Below are 480 nucleotides of genomic sequence, written 5' to 3' on the forward strand. Positions count from 1 at the left end.
GCCTTTGCCTACGCGAACCTGCAAATGCCCATCGCCCCACACACCACCGTGGGCGGCGATGAAGGCCTGCCCGGCAAGCCCGAGCCCGCCATTTTTCTGGAAGCCGCGCGCCGCATGGGCGTGGCGCCCGCGCGCTGCATCGTGTTTGAAGACGCGCCGCTGGGCATCGAAGCCGCACGCCGCGCCGGCATGCGCGCCGTAGGCATTGCCAGCAGCCACGCGCCCGAAGAACTCACCGGCCCGCACGTGCTGGCCGTGGTGCCCGATTACCACGCCTTGATCACATCCCAATTTCTGGAGACACACCATGTTGCAACTTCGTGAGGCCTCGGGCCCAGCTTCGGTGATCCACCGCGGCGACTACACCGCCCCCGCCTACTGGATCGACACCGTCGATCTGAGTTTTGACCTGGACCCCGCCAAGACCCGCGTGCTCAACAAAATGACGCTGCGCCGCAACCCCGATGTAGCGGCCCAGCC

The 480-nt window shown here is 66.7% G+C and carries 1 protein-coding gene; it reads left to right on the forward strand.

The window, feature by feature from the left end; translation table 11 throughout:
* On the forward strand, positions 1-324 hold a 324-nt coding region (locus AC1D1Y_RS26310), incomplete at its 5' end, for an HAD family hydrolase (protein ID WP_477684939.1).
* Positions 325-480 lie beyond the last annotated feature (156 nt).

This window comes from Polaromonas sp. P1_G1 (assembly GCF_056405595.1).